This window comes from Mesorhizobium sp. BR115XR7A (assembly GCF_020165315.1).
GTDB lineage: Bacteria > Pseudomonadota > Alphaproteobacteria > Rhizobiales > Rhizobiaceae > Mesorhizobium > Mesorhizobium australicum.
Window position 1 is genome coordinate 105,363 of record NZ_JAIUHW010000010.1, and the last position, 13,969, is coordinate 119,331.

14 protein-coding genes, 1 pseudogene and 1 riboswitch are annotated in these 13,969 nt (G+C 63.5%); of the genes and pseudogenes, 3 read left to right on the forward strand and 12 right to left on the reverse strand.

Annotated elements, in window-relative coordinates:
* Window positions 1-6 precede the first annotated feature (6 nt).
* The 12 genes and pseudogenes from nuoK to LB557_RS21535 all read right to left on the reverse strand — a co-directional run bounded on the left by nuoK (window position 7) and on the right by LB557_RS21535 (window position 10,691).
* Entirely contained in the window at window positions 7-315 is a 309-nt protein-coding gene (nuoK, locus tag LB557_RS21480) for an NADH-quinone oxidoreductase subunit NuoK (RefSeq protein ID WP_023798863.1), read from the reverse strand.
* 1 nt (window position 316) lies between these two features.
* On the reverse strand, window positions 317-937 hold the full coding sequence (locus LB557_RS21485) for an NADH-quinone oxidoreductase subunit J (RefSeq protein WP_015317347.1): 621 nt from the start codon (window positions 935-937) through the stop codon (window positions 317-319).
* A gap of 237 nt (window positions 938-1,174) precedes the next feature.
* Complete coding sequence (nuoI, locus tag LB557_RS21490) at window positions 1,175-1,666, reverse strand: NADH-quinone oxidoreductase subunit NuoI (protein WP_015317346.1); 492 nt, start codon at window positions 1,664-1,666, stop codon at window positions 1,175-1,177.
* On the reverse strand, window positions 1,666-2,709 hold the full coding sequence (nuoH, locus tag LB557_RS21495; protein ID WP_015317345.1) for an NADH-quinone oxidoreductase subunit NuoH: 1,044 nt from the start codon (window positions 2,707-2,709) through the stop codon (window positions 1,666-1,668). Before nuoH ends, nuoI begins: the two co-directional genes overlap by 1 nt.
* 2 nt (window positions 2,710-2,711) lie before the next feature.
* On the reverse strand, window positions 2,712-4,793 hold the full coding sequence (gene nuoG / locus LB557_RS21500; protein ID WP_140615823.1) for an NADH-quinone oxidoreductase subunit NuoG: 2,082 nt from the start codon (window positions 4,791-4,793) through the stop codon (window positions 2,712-2,714).
* Between the two features lie 73 nt (window positions 4,794-4,866).
* Complete coding sequence (locus LB557_RS21505; protein ID WP_224643509.1) at window positions 4,867-5,562, reverse strand: NADH-ubiquinone dehydrogenase; 696 nt, start codon at window positions 5,560-5,562, stop codon at window positions 4,867-4,869.
* A gap of 65 nt (window positions 5,563-5,627) precedes the next feature.
* Window positions 5,628-6,932 (reverse strand): NADH-quinone oxidoreductase subunit NuoF, encoded by a 1,305-nt coding sequence (gene nuoF / locus LB557_RS21510; RefSeq protein ID WP_015317342.1) that lies wholly within the window; start codon window positions 6,930-6,932, stop codon window positions 5,628-5,630.
* A 22-nt stretch (window positions 6,933-6,954) separates the two neighbouring features.
* Window positions 6,955-7,956, reverse strand: a pseudogene (gene nuoE, locus LB557_RS21515) (NADH-quinone oxidoreductase subunit NuoE); the annotation flags it as partial.
* Window positions 7,957-9,147, reverse strand: a complete 1,191-nt coding sequence (locus LB557_RS21520) for an NADH-quinone oxidoreductase subunit D (protein WP_224643507.1) — start codon at window positions 9,145-9,147, stop codon at window positions 7,957-7,959. It abuts the pseudogene before it with no gap.
* The gene (locus LB557_RS21525) at window positions 9,147-9,749 is read right to left on the reverse strand and encodes an NADH-quinone oxidoreductase subunit C (RefSeq protein WP_224643506.1); all 603 of its coding nucleotides are present in this window, start codon (window positions 9,747-9,749) and stop codon (window positions 9,147-9,149) included. Before LB557_RS21525 ends, LB557_RS21520 begins: the two co-directional genes overlap by 1 nt.
* A 4-nt stretch (window positions 9,750-9,753) precedes the next feature.
* Entirely contained in the window at window positions 9,754-10,335 is a 582-nt protein-coding gene (locus LB557_RS21530; protein WP_015317338.1) for a NuoB/complex I 20 kDa subunit family protein, read from the reverse strand.
* Window positions 10,326-10,691: an NADH-quinone oxidoreductase subunit A gene (locus tag LB557_RS21535; RefSeq protein WP_010910112.1), complete on the reverse strand. Its 366-nt coding sequence runs from the start codon at window positions 10,689-10,691 to the stop codon at window positions 10,326-10,328. The genes LB557_RS21530 and LB557_RS21535 overlap by 10 nt, the downstream gene beginning before the upstream one ends.
* 335 nt (window positions 10,692-11,026) lie before the next feature.
* On the opposite strand from LB557_RS21535, the gene LB557_RS21540 reads away from it, so the two are divergent.
* From LB557_RS21540 to cobW, 3 genes are all read left to right on the forward strand, one after another.
* Complete coding sequence (locus LB557_RS21540) at window positions 11,027-12,226, forward strand: winged helix-turn-helix domain-containing protein (RefSeq protein WP_224643863.1); 1,200 nt, start codon at window positions 11,027-11,029, stop codon at window positions 12,224-12,226.
* Between the two features lie 29 nt (window positions 12,227-12,255).
* A riboswitch (cobalamin riboswitch) is annotated at window positions 12,256-12,463 on the forward strand.
* Window positions 12,464-12,500: 37 nt separating this feature from the next.
* Window positions 12,501-12,929, forward strand: coding sequence for a DUF1636 family protein (locus tag LB557_RS21545; protein WP_224643862.1), 429 nt, complete (start codon window positions 12,501-12,503; stop codon window positions 12,927-12,929).
* 2 nt (window positions 12,930-12,931) lie between these two features.
* Window positions 12,932-13,969, forward strand: coding sequence for a cobalamin biosynthesis protein CobW (gene cobW / locus LB557_RS21550; protein ID WP_140788695.1), 1,038 nt, complete (start codon window positions 12,932-12,934; stop codon window positions 13,967-13,969).

Here is a 13,969-nt window from a genome sequence, read left to right on the forward strand (position 1 = left end):
GCCCCGTCAACCCTTCATCATGTTCACGTCTTCGACCGCGATCGAGCCGCGGTTGCGGAAGAAGACGACGAGAATGGCAAGCCCGATGGCGGCTTCAGCCGCCGCGACCGTCAGCACGAACAGCGCGAACACCTGGCCGACCAGATCGCCGAGCGCCGCCGAAAAGGCGACGAAATTGATGTTGACCGCCAGCAGGATCAGCTCGATCGACATCAAGATGACGATGATGTTGCGGCGGTTGAGGAAGATGCCGAACACGCCGAGCGTGAACAGGATCGCCGATACGGTCAGATAATGTGCGATGCCGACGACCATCTCAGACTCCTTCGCCCGACTTGACCTTGCGGATTTCCATGCCGGTCGCCGCGGTGCGGCCGACCTGGGCTGCGATCGACTGCCGCTTGACCCCTTCCTTGTGGCGCAGCGTCAAGACGATGGCGCCGATCATGGCGACCAGCAGGATGAGGCCCGAAATCTGGAAGTAGTAGAGGTAGTCGGTATAGAGGATGTCGCCGAGCGCCGCCGTGTTCGATCGCGCGGCGAGATCCGGGATGGGCTTTGCGACTGTCGAGGCGAGCTTCGGCGCGAAGGTGTAGCCGCCCAGCACCACGATCAGCTCCGCCGCCAGGATCAGCCCGACCAGCGCGCCGATCGGCGCGTATTGCAGGGCGCCGCTCTTCAATTCGGCGAAATCGACGTCGAGCATCATGACGACGAACAGGAACAGCACCAGGACCGCGCCGACATAGACGACGAGCAGGATCATCGCCAGGAACTCGGCGCCGGTCAGCATGAACAGGCCGGCGGCGTTGAAGAAGGTCAGGATCAGGAACAGCACCGAATGCACGGGGTTGCGCGACGAAATGACCATGAACGCCGACGCCACGGCGACAAAGGCGAAGAGGTAGAAGAAGGCCGCCTCTAGTCCACTCAGCATTGGGGATCCCCCGGGTTCCTGTCCAAACAGGACGCTCGTCCTGTTTGATGTTTGCGACCGCCTCCGGTCGGCAAGTTTCGTTGTGTCCTATCGCATGTTCCGATCGGGTTGAAATACCTGATCAAAAGAAACATGCGACACTTTTGCCTTCCGGAGGATGATCTTGTCCGAAAAGTCCGCAACTTTTCGGGATCATCCCCTGGACGAGGCCCCTCGCCCCCGTCCATGCGTCAGATGTCAGCGATAGGGCGAGTCCAGTGAGATGTTGCGCGCCAGTTCGCGCTCCCACCGGTCGCCATTCGCCAGCAGCCTGTCCTTGTCGTAGTAGAGTTCCTCGCGCGTTTCCGTCGCGAATTCGAAATTCGGCCCCTCGACGATGGCGTCGACCGGGCAGGCTTCCTGGCAGAAGCCGCAATAGATGCACTTCACCATGTCGATATCGTAACGCACCGTGCGGCGCGTGCCGTCATTGCGGCGAGGGCCGGCCTCGATGGTGATCGCCTGCGCCGGGCAGATCGCCTCGCATAATTTGCAGGCGATGCAGCGTTCCTCGCCATTGGGATAGCGGCGCAACGCATGCTCGCCGCGAAAGCGCGGGCTGATCGGGCCCTTCTCGTGCGGATAGTTGATCGTCTCCTTCGGCGCGAAGAACTGGCGCATCGACAGGAAGAAGGCGCTGACGAAATCCTGCAGCAGCAGCGATTTTGCGGCCTGGGACAAAGCGGACATCACGCAAACCCCGTGATCTTGAGGAAGGCGGCGGTGGCGACCACCATGAACAGCGAGATCGGCAGGAACACTTTCCAGCCCAGCCGCATCAGCTGGTCGTAGCGGTAGCGCGGCACGAAGGCCTTCACCATCGAGATGCCGAAGAACACGAAACAGACCTTCAGCACGAACCAGATCACGCCGGGCACCCAGGTGAAGGGCGCGAAGTCGAAGGGAGGCAGCCAGCCGCCGAGGAACAGGATGGTGGCCAGCGCGCACATCAGCACGATCGCGACATACTCGCCGAGGAAGAACAAAAGGAACGGCGTCGACGAATATTCGACCATGTGGCCGGCGACCAGCTCCGATTCGGCTTCGACCAGATCGAAGGGCGGACGGTTCGTCTCCGCCAACGCCGAGATGAAGAAGATGACGAACATCGGGAACAGCGCCAGCCAGTTCCAGTCGAGGAACGTGTTGGGCAGGCCGAGCCGCGTACCAAGCCCACCCTGCTGCGACAGCACGATATCGCTGAGGTTGAGCGAGCCGGCGGTGAGCAGCACGGTGACGATGACGAAGCCGATCGAAACTTCGTATGACACCATCTGCGCCGCCGAACGCAACGCGCCGAGAAACGGATATTTCGAGTTGGACGCCCAGCCGCCCATGATCACGCCATAGACCTCGAGCGAGGAGATGGCGAAGACATAGAGGATGCCGACATTGACGTTGGCGATCGCCCAACCCTGGCTGACCGGTATGACCGCCCAAGCCGAGATCGCCAGCACGGCGGAGACAAGGGGCGCCAGCAGGAAGACGCCCTTGTTGGCGCCCGACGGGATGACCGGTTCCTTGAAGACGAATTTCAGCAGGTCGGCGAAGGCCTGCAGCGTGCCCCAGGGGCCGACGACATTCGGGCCACGGCGAAGCTGCACCGCCGCCCAGATCTTGCGGTCGGCATAAAGGATGTAGGCGACGAAGATCAGCAGCACCACGATCAGCACGACTGACTTCAAGAGGATCAGCAGCGCCGGCAGCACGTAGAAGGAGAAGAAGGTGTCCATGCTTATTCCGCCGCCTGCTTGAAGCCGCTCTTGGCCAGTGCCGAGCATTCCGCCATCACGGCCGATGCGCGCGCGATCGGGTTGGTCAGGTAGAAATCCTTGACCGGCGAGGTGAAGGTTCCCTTGTTCAACCGCCCGCCGAGCTTCGCCACGCCGGCGATATCCTCGGCATTGCCGGCCGCGACCTGGTCGATGCGGGCCAGATGCGGGTATTCGCCATAGAGCTTTGCGCGCAGCTGCGGCAGCGAATCGAACGGCAGTTTCTTGCCCAGTACGTCGGACAGCGCCCGCAAGATGGCCCAATCCTCGCGCGCGTCGCCCGGCGCGAAGCCGGCGCGGTTGGTCTGCTGCACGCGCCCTTCGGTGTTGACGTAGGTGCCGGACTTTTCGGTATAGGCAGCCGCCGGCAGGATGACATTGGCGCGATGCGCGCCGGCGTCGCCGTGCGTGCCGACATAGACGACGAAGGCGCCGCCGGTCTTGCTCATGTCGATCTCGTCGGCGCCGAGCAGGAACAGGACATCCGTCTCGCCCAGCATGCCGGCGACGTTCTTGCCGCCCTCGCCCGGCACGAAGCCGAGGTCCAGGCCGCCGACGCGCGCCGCTGCGGTGTGCAGCACGGCAAAGCCATTCCAGTCGGCGCGTGCGGCATTCACGGCGGCGGCGAGCCTGGCCGCTTGGCCGAGCACGGCCGCGCCATCGGCGCGCGCCAGAGCGCCCTGACCGACGATAATAAGGGGATGCGTCGCCTTCTTCAGCGTCTGGAAGAACTTGCCGTTGCCGTCCGCCAGATCCTTCAGCGAATCCGGCCCGGCGCCCAGCTGTTCGTAGTCATAGCGCGTGTCGCCGACATCGCCGATGACACCGACCGGCAGATTGCCGAGGCGCCAGCGCTTGCGGATGCGGGCGTTGAGCACCGAGGCCTCGAAGCGCGGATTGGCCCCGATGATCAGCACCGCGTCGGCCTGCTCGATGCCTTCGATGGTCGGGTTGAAGATATAGCTGGCGCGTCCGAGTGCCGGATCGAGCGCCGCGCCGTCCTGGCGGCAATCGGTGTTCTTCGAACCGAGCGAGGCCATCAGAAGCTTCAGCGCATAGATTTCCTCAACCGCCGCGAGATCGCCCGCGATGGCGCCGATCTTGTCGGGGGCCGCCGCCGAAACCGCGCCCTTGATCGCCGCGAACGCTTCGGCCCAGCTCGCCGGAACCAGCCTGCCGTCCTTGCGCACATAGGGGCGATCGAGGCGCTGCGTGCGCAGGCCGTCCCAGATGAAGCGGGTCTTGTCGGAAATCCATTCCTCGTTCACGGCTTCGTTGACGCGCGGCAGGATGCGCATCACTTCGCGCCCACGGCTATCGACGCGGATCGCCGAGCCGACGGCATCCATCACGTCGATGGATTCGGTCTTGGTCAGCTCCCACGGCCGCGCCTGGAAGGCGAAGGGCTTGGAGGTCAGCGCGCCGACCGGGCAGAGATCGATCACGTTGCCCTGCAACTCCGAGGTCATTGCCTGTTCGAGATAGGTGGTGATCTCGGCATCCTCGCCGCGGCCGATCAGGCCGAGTTCGGAAATGCCGGCAACTTCGGTGGTGAAGCGGACGCAGCGCGTGCAGTGGATGCAGCGGTTCATCACTGTCTTGACCAGCGGGCCGATATACTTGTCTTCCACCGCGCGCTTGTTCTCGTGGTAACGCGAGGAATCGACGCCGAAGGCCATCGCCTGGTCCTGCAGGTCGCACTCGCCGCCCTGATCGCAGATCGGGCAGTCCAGCGGATGGTTGATCAGCAGGAATTCCATCACGCCTTCCCGGGCCTTCTTGACCATCGGCGTGTTGGTGAAGATTTCCGGCGGCTCGCCGTTCGGGCCGGGGCGCAGGTCGCGCACGCCCATGGCGCAGGAGGCCTGCGGCTTGGGCGGCCCGCCCTTCACCTCGATCAGGCACATGCGGCAATTGCCGGCGATCGACAGCCGCTCATGGAAGCAGAAGCGCGGCACTTCCGCGCCCGCGTCCTCGGCCGCCTGCAGCAGCGTGTAATGGTCGGGTACAGTGATTTCTTTCCCGTCGACCTTGAGCTTTGCCATTCGCCTCAAACCCCTGCGGATTTCCCGCAATCTCATTTTCCGGGCGCGACAGACGCAGCGCCCGACATTTCATTCACTTCTTCACGGCCAGCGCCGCCGCCTGGGCAGTCCAGTCGTCACGGCCGATGCGGCCCTTGAACGACAGATAATCGTCGACCCAGGCAATCTCTTGCGGCGACCATGCGGCGATCTGGGCAAACGTCCAGATACCGAGGCCGTTCAGCACCTTTTCCAGCTTCGGGCCGATGCCCGATATAGCCTTGAGGTCGGACGGCCTCGTCGGCTTCTCCATGGCCTTGGGCTGCCTGAAATCTTCCGGCAGCAGCACATCCGCCGTCTCGCTTGTTGCCGGAGCGGCATTGGCGGCCGGCGCGATGGTGGCGGCTTCCCTGGCTGCGATATCGGTGACTTCCTGGGCGAAGGACTGCGCCTCGGCAATCATCGTCTTCGCAGTCGCCCGCGCCCTGATGGACGACGAGTTCGCATCCTCGAATTGCTCGACGCGGGCCTCGAAATCCTCGATCAGCGGCTGCATGAGGCGTTGTGATGCCTCGGCGGCCCCCGAAAGCGCGCCCATCCAGACGCCGAACGCATGATTGGCGAGCCCCATGCCAAGCGCCGACATCGCCGCCGCACCCGCGACAGGGTGCGCGAAAAGGTTGACGGCGCTGGCCATCTCCTTCGGCATCATCCTGGTCAGGTCCTGGTTCATCTTCTCGATCTGGTCCAAATTGGGCATCAATGGGTAGGGTGTCGAATACGGCGCCATAGAGTTCTCCTGGTCGTTTCTTCGTTCGCCCCGCCCCGTTTCTTCCCGCGTTCAAAAGTTTCTTGTTATTCCGCCGCCACCATCACCGGTTCGGCCCGGTGCGCGTTGCGCGAAAACTCGTCGATGCGCCGCTCCACCTCGCCGCGGAAATGCCGCATCAGGCCCTGGATCGGCCATGCCGCCGCATCGCCCAGCGCGCAGATCGTGTGGCCTTCGACCTGCTTGGTGACGTCGAGCAGCATGTCGATCTCGCGCTTCTGAGCCTCGCCGCGCACCAGCCGCTCCATCACCCGCCACATCCAGCCGGTGCCCTCGCGGCACGGCGTGCACTGGCCGCAGCTTTCATGCTTGTAGAAGTAGGAAAGCCGCGCGATCGCCTTCACGACATCGGTCGACTTGTCCATGACGATGACGGCGGCCGTGCCGAGACCGGACTTGAGATCGCGCAGCGCGTCGAAATCCATCGGCGTATCGATGATCTGCTCCGCCGGCACCAGTGGCACCGAGGCGCCGCCCGGAATGACGGCGAGCAGATTGTCCCAGCCGCCGCGGATGCCGCCGCAATGGGTCTCGATAAGCTCGCGGAACGGGATCGACATCGCCTCTTCGACGGTGCACGGATTGTTGACGTGGCCGGAAACGCAGAACAGCTTGGTGCCGACATTGTTGGGCCGGCCGAAGGACGAGAACCAGGCAGCCCCCCGGCGCAGGATGGTCGGCGCCACCGCGATCGATTCGACATTGTTGACAGTGGTCGGGCAGCCATAGAGGCCGACATTGGCCGGGAATGGCGGTTTCAGCCGGGGCTGGCCCTTCTTGCCTTCGAGGCTTTCCAGCAGCGCCGTTTCCTCGCCGCAGATATAGGCGCCGGCGCCGTGATGCATGTAGATTTCAAAATCGTAGCCCGACGTGTTGTTCTTGCCGATCAGCTTGGCCTCGTAGGCCTCCTCGATCGCCCGCTGCAGCGCCTCGCGCTCGCGGATGAACTCGCCGCGCACATAGATGTAGGCGGCAATCGCGCCCATGGCGAAGCCGGCCAGGAACGCGCCCTCGACCAGCGTGTGCGGATCGTTGCGCAGGATGTCGCGGTCCTTGCAGGTGCCGGGCTCGGATTCGTCGGCGTTGATGACGAGATAGCTCGGCCGGCCGTCGCTCTGCTTGGGCATGAACGACCATTTCAGCCCGGTCGGGAAGCCGGCGCCGCCGCGGCCGCGCAGGCCCGACGCCTTCATCTCGTTGACGATCCACTCACGCCCCTTGGCGACGATGCCGGGCGTGTTGTCCCAGGCGCCGCGCGCCATGGCGCCGGCCAGCGACTTGTCGAAGAGGCCGTATATGTTGGTAAAGATGCGGTCTTTGTCCTGAAGCATTTTTCGTCCCTCAGACCGGCTTCTTGGTCGGCTTGGCGGCAGGCTGCTTGGTCTCCGGCGCCTTGAAGGCGCTGCCCGGTTCGGCCCGGTTCTTCGGCCCATTGCGTTGTTTTGGAGTCGCCTCGACTTCAGGAGCGGCCTTGTTGGCGTTGGCGGCCGAGTGGAGGGGTGGCGCAACGCTGGCCGCGTTCTCGGTGACCGGCGCGACCTTGGCCGGCGACGGCGTCTTCAACGTCGGGTTGGTCTCTGGCGCGGCGGTCTTCGGCCTGCTGGATTTCGACGGAGCAACCGGACCAGGCGCAGCTGGGGCGGCCGGTGCCGGCACCGGCGCAGCGATGATCGCGTCGGGCGCTGCCTTCGCGGCCTTGGCCGCTTCCCGGGCTTCACGGTCGCGAGTCGACTTGAGGATCGCCTTTTCGCTCTTCAACGTGGTCAGGCCGGAGGCCGGCTCCGAGCCGGTGCGGCCGTTCTGCGGTCCCGGCGTCACCGAGGCGCCCTTGCCCGCATCGTAGAGATCGATGATTTCAGCCAGCCGTTCCGGTGTCAGATCCTCGAACGTATCCTTGAACACCATGACCATCGGCGCGTTGACGCAGGCGCCGAGGCACTCGACCTCCTCCCACGACAAGGTGCCCTTGTCGTTGGTGTGGAATTGGTCGTGATGGATCTTCGAGCGGCACACATCCATCAGCGCTTCCGAGCCGCGCAGCATGCAGGGCGTGGTGCCGCAGACCTGGATGTGCGCACGGGTGCCGACGGGGTTCAACTGGTACTGCGTGTAGAACGTCGCGACCTCGAGGCCGCGGATACGCGGCATGCCGAGCATGTCGGAAATGGTCTCGATCGCCGCCTTGGTGACCCAGCCTTCCTGCTCCTGCGCTATCATCAGCAGGGGAATGATCGCCGACTGCTCGCGGCCCTTGGGATACTTCTTGATCCATTGCTTCGCCGCTGCCGCATTCGCCCGGTTGAAGGCGAAGGAGGCTGGCTGGACGCTGGCTTCTGCGAGACGGCGGACTGACATTTAGCGATCGACCTCACCAAACACGATGTCGAGGGAGCCGAGGACGGCTGTGACGTCGGCCAGCATGTGGCCGCGGCAGAGGAAATCCATGGCTTGCAGATGCGCGAAACCGGGTGCGCGCAGCTTGCAGCGGTAGGGCTTGTTGGTGCCGTCGGAGACCAGGTAGACGCCGAACTCTCCCTTTGGCGCCTCGACCGCCGCATAGACCTCGCCGGCCGGGACGCGGTAGCCCTCGGTGTAGAGCTTGAAGTGATGGATGAGCGCTTCCATCGAACGCTTCATCGCCTGGCGCTTGGGCGGCACCACCTTGCCGTCGAGGTTCGACACCGGCCCGGTGCTTTCCTTGCCGAGCAGGAGATCGATGCACTGGCGCATGATCCGTGCCGATTGGCGCATTTCTTCCATGCGCACCAGGTAGCGGTCGAAACAGTCGCCGTTCTTGCCGATAGGAATGTCGAAATCCATTTCCGAATAGCATTCATAGGGCTGCGACTTGCGCAGGTCCCACGGCGAGCCCGAACCACGGACCATGACGCCCGAAAAGCCCCAGGCCCAGGCATCTTCCAGCGAGACGATGCCGATGTCGACATTGCGCTGCTTGAAGATGCGGTTGCCGGTGAGCAGCCTGTCGAGATCGTCGAGCGATTTCAGGAAAGGGTCGATCCACTTGCCGATGTCCTCGACCAGCTGGCGCGGCAGGTCCTGGTGGACGCCGCCGGGCCGGAAATAGGCCGCATGCATGCGCGAGCCGGAGGCGCGCTCATAGAACACCATCAGCTTTTCGCGCTCGACGAAGCCCCACAGCGGCGGCGTCAGCGCGCCGACGTCCATGGCTTGCGTCGTCACATTGAGGATGTGCGACATGATACGGCCGATTTCGCAATAGAGCACGCGGATCAGCTGGCCGCGCCTCGGCACCTCGATGCCGAGCAGGCGCTCGGCGGCCAGCGCGAAGGCGTGCTCCTGGTTCATCGGCGCGCAATAATCGAGCCGGTCGAGATAAGGCAGCGCCTGCAGATAGGTTTTTGCCTCGATCAGCTTCTCCGTACCGCGATGCAAGAGCCCGATATGCGGATCGACGCGGTCGACGACTTCGCCGTCCAACTCCAGCACGAGGCGCAAAACGCCGTGCGCCGCAGGGTGCTGCGGGCCGAAATTGATGTTAAAGTTGCGGACGGAGGTTTCAGCCATTACTGCTTTGCCTTCTCATCCCCTGGCAGCACGTAATCCGTGCCTTCCCATGGGGACAGAAAATCGAAATTGCGGAATTCCTGCTTCAGTTCCACCGGCTCGTAGATGACGCGCTTGGCTTCGTCGTCGTAACGCACTTCGACGAAACCGGTCAGCGGGAAATCCTTGCGCAGCGGATGGCCTTCGAAACCGTAGTCCGTCAGCAGGCGGCGCAGGTCCGGGTGGCCCGAGAACAGCACGCCATAGAGATCGTAGGTTTCGCGCTCGAACCAGTCGGCGCCAGGATAGACGCCGGTGATCGAAGGCACCATCGTTTCCTCGTCGACCTGCACCTTGATGCGAATGCGCACATTCTGCTTCGGCGAAAGCAGGTGATAGACGACATCGAAGCGCTTGGCCCGCGACGGGTAGTCGGCACCGCAGACATCGATGATCGAGATGAACTGGCAGCGCGCATCGTCGCGCAGGAAGGTCATCACCTCGATCAGGTTTTGAGGCTCGACGTGAACGGTGAGCTCGCCATAGGCGAATACCGCATCGCCGAAGCGGCCAGGCAGCTTCTCGCCGAGATAGGTCGACAGTTCGCTTAAGGAGGCGGCCATGGATTTACCGTTCGATCGTGCCGGTGCGGCGGATCTTCTTCTGCAGCAGAAGAATGCCATAGAGCAGGGCTTCGGCGCTCGGCGGGCAGCCGGGCACATAGATGTCGACCGGCACGACGCGGTCGCAGCCGCGTACCACCGAATAGGAATAGTGATAGTAGCCGCCGCCATTGGCGCACGAGCCCATCGAGATGACGTAGCGCGGCTCCGGCATCTGGTCGTAGACCTTGCGTAGCGCCGGCGCCATCTTGTTGGTCAGCGTGCCGGCGACGATCATGATGTCGGACTGGCGCGGAGACGCGCGCGGCGCGACACCGAACCGCTCCGAATCGTAGCGCGGCATCGAGGTGTGGATCATCTCGACCGCGCAGCAAGCCAGACCGAAGGTCATGAACATCAGCGAGCCGCTGCGCGCCCAGGTGATCAGCGCCTCGGTCGAGGTGACCAGAAAACCCTTGTCGGCAAGCTCATTGTTGATTTCGAGGAAGAAGGGATCGTCCTCCCCTACCGGCCTGCCGGTGTTGGGGTCGATAATACCTTTGGGCTTCGGCGCGACGAGGGTGCCTGAACTGTCGTTCAATCCCATTCCAGCGCTCCTTTTTTCCATTCATAGGCAAAGCCGATGGTCAGCACTGCCAAAAACACCATCATTGACCAGAAACCGAGCATGCCGATCTTCGAGAAGGACACTGCCCAGGGGAAGAGGAAGGCAACTTCCAGGTCGAATATAATGAACAGGATCGACACCAGGTAGAAGCGGATGTCGAATTTCATGCGGGCATCGTCGAACGAGTTGAAACCGCACTCGTAGGCGGAAAGCTTTTCGGGATCGGGGTTGCGATACGCCACCAGGAACGGAGCCGCCAGCAGCGCCAGGCCGACGACCAGTGCCACGCCGATAAACAGGACGATGGGCAGGTACGAACTGAGAAGTGCGTTCATGCAGCGGCTTTCCGTTGGCGCCAATCCATTTTGACTACAGCACCGAACCTTAATGCGGAAGCGTGACAGATTAACCGCTGAACCGTTTTAAGGGGCCTATGCTGCAACGCGGCGAGGGTTAGCGCAGCACTTCCAGCGAAGCAAGTCAAACCTTGTTCAAAACACCGAGCTGGACGGCATTCCGGGAGAAACTGGTCCCATCCGCTCCTGTTTGATTTCCTTCGCTTTTAACTCCACTTTTCTCTCCTGACAGGGTTGCCGCCAAAACCCTGCTAGCATGGACGGGAATCACGCCGGGCAATGACGCCAGACAGGTCCATCAGGGACGCATACGCATGAAGGAAAAGATCTCGCTTGCCGCCGCCCGGCGCATCGCCCTCGCCGCCCAGGGATTTCTCGATCCCCGCCCCGCCGGCACGCCGGACCGCCGCCATTTCGCCCGCGTTCTGTCCCGCACCGGCCTGTTGCAGATCGATTCCGTCAGTGCGGTGGTGCGCGCTCATTACATGCCGCTCTATTCGCGTCTCGGCCCCTATCCCCTCGCTTTGCTCGACAACGCCGCCGTAACGCGCAAGCGCACCGTCTTCGAATATTGGGCGCATGAAGCCTCGTTCCTGCCGGTCGAGACCTACCCACTGATGCGCTGGCGCATGCAGCGCGCTGAGCAAGGCGATGAAATGTATCTGGGGCTGGCCAAATGGGGCCGCGAGCACGCCGCCTATATAGAAGAGATCTACCGCGAGGTCGTCGCGCGCGGGCCGATCGCCGCTTCGGCGCTCGAAGGCCAGAAAGGCTCCGGTGGCTGGTGGGGTTGGAGCCATGCCAAGCACGCCTTCGAATGGCTGTTCTGGGCCGGGCGCATCACCACCGCGCACCGGCGCGGCTTCGAGCGCTTTTACGACCTGCCGGAGCGCGTGCTGCCGCAGGCGATCCTCGATCTGCCGGTACCGACGCCTGAGGACGCGCACCGCGAATTGCTGCGCATTTCCGCCCGTGCCCATGGCGTGGCGACATCAGGCGACCTGCGCGATTATTTTCGACTCTCGCCGGCCGACATGAAAGGCCGGCTGGAGGAACTGGTCGAGCTCGGCGACTTGCTGCCGGTCCGTGTCGAGGGCTGGGACAAGCCGGCTTACCTTCACAAGGGCGCCCGTATCCCGCGCAAGATCGAGGCCCGCGCTCTGCTGGCGCCGTTCGATCCGGTCGTCTTCGAGCGTTCGCGCTCGGAGCGGCTGTTCGACTTCCATTACCGCATCGAAATCTACACGCCGGCCGACAAGCGCCAATACGGCTACTATGTCCTGCCTTTCCTGCTCGGCGACAGGATCGTGGCGCGCGTCGACCTCAAGGCTGACCGGCCGGCCAGTGTCCTGCGCGTCCATGCCGCCTACGCCGAGCCCGGCGCACCGCCCGAAACCGCAGCCCAGCTCTTCGAGGAATTGAAGCAGATGCAGGGCTGGCTTGGCCTCGAGCGCATGGAAATAACACCTGCCGGCGACCTCGGCCCGGCGCTGTCCGACATCGCGGTGTCGTAAGCTCGCGTTGACACCGCTGCCCGCAAGAGCCTAAATCCCATCCAGACGGTCTCCTCTCGGCAAAGGGAGGAGCCAAGAGGGAATGCGGTGCGGGATTGAAGATCCCAAATCCGCGGCTGTCCCCGCAACTGTGAGCGAAGAGCCAAGGCCGAAAGCCACTGGGATTGTCCCGGGAAGGCGGCTACCCAAGGCGATGACCCGCGAGCCAGGAGACCTGCCGTCTGGAATGCAAGAATCCGATCGCCTGGCGGGTTTTCCGGGCAAGGAGCCTGATGTGGATCGCGACAGCAGTTTTTCGGCTGAAACAACCGACATTTCGTCCGGCGGGGATCATCCCCTGGCCGGCATCACGGTCATCGTCTGCGCTTCCTGTCGCGACGAGACCGGCTCCGATGCCCATCCCCGGGCCGGCGAACTTTTGGCCGAAGATACGCGCCAAGCCGCCTCGGGCGAGAAGATTCGCATCCGCACGGTCGAATGCCTCGGCAATTGCAAGCGCCGGCTGAGCGCCGCGGTCCTGCGCGACGGCTGCTGGAGCTATGTGTTCGGCGATCTAACCACGACCAGCGGCGCCGATCTCGTCACCGGCGCGAAACTCTTCGCCACCTCGAACGACGGCCTCATTCCCTGGCGAGGCAGACCCGATAGCCTCAAGCGCGGCCTCGTTGCCCGCATCCCTCCCCTCGACATGCTGAAAGATTGATCATGACAACATCTCTGTCCCGCGTTCCCTGCACCGTCGTCACCGGCTTCCTCGGCGCCGGCAAGACGACGCTGGTCCGCCATCTCCTGGAAAACGCCGGCGGCAAGCGGATCGCCATCATCGTCAACGAGTTCGGCGACATCGGCATCGACGGCGAGATCCTCAAGGGATGCGGCATCGACACCTGCCCAGAGGAAAACATCGTCGAACTGGCCAATGGCTGCATCTGCTGCACCGTGGCCGACGATTTTGTGCCGGCGCTCGACAAGATCCTGTCGCTGACGCCGAAGGTCGACCATATCCTGATCGAAACCTCGGGCCTCGCTCTGCCCAAACCGCTGGTCCAGGCTTTCCAGTGGCCGACGGTGAAGAGCCGCGTAACGGTCGATGGCGTCATCGCCGTGGTCGACGGTCCCGCACTGGCGGAAGGCCGCGTCGCCAATGACATGGACGCCCTGCAGGCGCAGCGCGCGCAGGACCAGAGCCTCGACCATGACGATCCGGTCGAGGAAGTGTTCGAGGACCAGATCGCCTGCGCCGACCTAATCATCCTGTCGAAGAGCGACCTGATGGACGCCGCCGGCTCGGCTCGCGCCAAGGCCATCGTCAACGAACACTCCGCCCGCGCCGTGAAGATCGTGCCGACGTCTCATGGCAAGGTCGATCCCTCGGTGCTGCTCGGGCTCGGTCTCGCCGTCGAGGACGACATCGAGAACCGCAAGTCCCACCATGACGGCGCATTCGATCACGAGCATGACGACTTCGACACGTTCATCGTCGACATTCCCTCGATCGCCAATCCCGACGAGCTGGCAAAGCGCGTCGCCGCGGCCGCCGAACAGGAAAACGTGCTGCGCGTGAAAGGCTTCGTCGAGGTCGGCGGCAAACCTATGCGGCTCCTGCTGCAAGCCGTCGGCCCGCGCGTCAATCATTACTATGACCGCGCCTGGACCGCTGGGGACGACCGCCGCTCGCGGCTCGTCGTTATTGGCCTCAAGGGGCTGAACCGCCCGGCGATCGAACGTATCCTCGCCGGCTGA